Genomic DNA, 1,856 nt, shown 5'->3' with positions numbered 1-1,856 from the left:
CCGGGCTGTCGGAGGGCGAAGGCGGGGCACTGTTCGACACCGCACTGCGCATGCCCCAGCCGGTGGTGCTTCCGATGAAACTGGACCTGAGCGCGCCGCGGGCCCAGGCCGCCGCCACCGGATCGGTGCCACCGTTGCTCCGTGGCCTCGTCCGGCAGGGTAGGCGTATTGCGCAGACGGCCGCCGATCTGGACGCCTTCACCCAGCGTCTGACCAGGGCCACGTCCGAGGAGCAGGAGCAGATCCTCCTTGGCCTGGTCTGCCGGGAGGCGGCTCGGGTACTGGGCCACGCCTCCGCCCATGCCATCGGGCCGGACCTGGCGTTCAACGAAATCGGCTTCGACTCGCTCACGGCGGTGGAACTGCGCAACCGGCTGGCCAACCACACCGGGATACGGCTCCCGGCCACGCTGGTCTTCGACTATCCGACCCCCACCGCACTGATGCGCCACTTGCGGACGAAGCTCTGCCCGGATGCCCCACCTGCGCAGAGCCTCGCTGGGAGTGAGGAGGACCTGCGCCGCGCGCTGGCCAGGACACCGCTGAGCCGCTTCCAGGAGCTGGGCATCCTCGACACCCTCATGGCGCTGGTCCGGGAGTCCGAAGCGGAGCAGCGGGTGGACGGGCAGGCGGCGGACGGGCAACCGGCTGCCGCGATCGCCGATATGGATGTGGCCAGTCTGGTGCAACGAGCCATGAGCAAGGCCGGGAAGTAATGTCGGTTCGGAATGCGGAGGCCGGGATGACCACTCCCGAAGCGAAGGTCGTCGAAGCGCTGCGTGTCACGCTCATGGAGAACGAGCGGCTCGAGCGGGAGAACGCCGACATACGCCGCGGCCTGTCGGAGCCGATCGCCATCGTGGGGATGGCGTGCCGGTTGCCGGGTGGGGTGACCACGCCGGAGGAGCTGTGGGACCTGGTGATGGAGGGTGGTGACGCGGTCGGTGGGTTCCCGGAGGACCGTGGCTGGGATCTGGAGAACCTCTTCGACCCGGATCCGGACCATCCGGGCACCAGCTATGTCCGCGAGGGTGGCTTTCTGCGCGATGCGGGGGAGTTCGACGCGGGTTTCTTCGGCATCTCGCCGCGTGAGGCGTTGGCGATGGATCCGCAACAGCGCATCATGCTCGAGACCTCCTGGGAGGCGTTCGAACGGGCGGGGATCGACCCGACCGCGCTGCGGGGCAAGGACATCGGCGTCTTCTCCGGGGTGACGTACCACAGCTACGGCTCCGGAGCCCGGGTCCCCGAGGAGCTCGAGGCGGTCATGGGTACGGGCACCTCGGCGAGCGTCCTGTCGGGGCGGGTGTCCTATGCGCTCGGTTTCGAGGGCCCGTCGGTCGCGGTGGACACGGCGTGTTCCTCGTCGCTGGTGGCGTTGCATCTGGCCGTACAGGCACTGCGGTTGGGCGAGTGCTCGATGGCGCTGGCCGGAGGTGTGACCGTCATGGCCAACCCGGGCATCTTCGTCGGCTTCTCCCGACAGCGCGGCATGTCCAAGGACGGCCGTTGCAGGGCCTTCGCGGCCGCGGCGGACGGCACCGGCTTCTCCGAGGGCGCGGGCGTGCTGCTGGTGGAGCGGTTGTCGGATGCGGAGCGGCTTGGGCATCGGGTGTTGGCGGTGGTGCGGGGGAGTGCGGTGAATCAGGACGGTGCGTCGAATGGGTTGACGGCGCCGAACGGTCCGTCGCAGCAGCGGGTGATCCGGCGGGCGTTGGCGGGTGCGGGGCTGGTGGCGGGCGATGTGGACGCGGTGGAGGCGCATGGGACGGGCACGGCACTGGGCGATCCGATCGAGGCGCAGGCGCTTCTGGACACGTATGGCCAGGATCGGCCTGAGGGGTGTCCGTTGTGGT

At 69.6% G+C, this 1,856-nt stretch carries 2 protein-coding genes; both read left to right on the top strand.

The window, feature by feature from the left end; translation table 11 throughout:
* Nucleotides 1–716: phosphopantetheine-binding protein (locus tag GWI24_RS43855; protein ID WP_247617723.1), on the top strand; the 716-nt coding region annotated here is incomplete at its 5' end.
* Nucleotides 717–742: 26 nt separating this feature from the next.
* Nucleotides 743–1,856, top strand: a 1,114-nt coding sequence (locus tag GWI24_RS43850; protein WP_247617722.1) for a beta-ketoacyl synthase N-terminal-like domain-containing protein, incomplete at its 3' end; no start/stop codon positions are given.

It is taken from the genome of Streptomyces sp. MK37H (assembly GCF_018035285.1).
Taxonomy (GTDB): Bacteria; Actinomycetota; Actinomycetes; order Streptomycetales; family Streptomycetaceae; genus Streptomyces; species Streptomyces endocoffeicus.
Note: the sequence above shows the minus strand (reverse complement) of the source record. Positions and strands in the feature narration are given on the sequence as shown.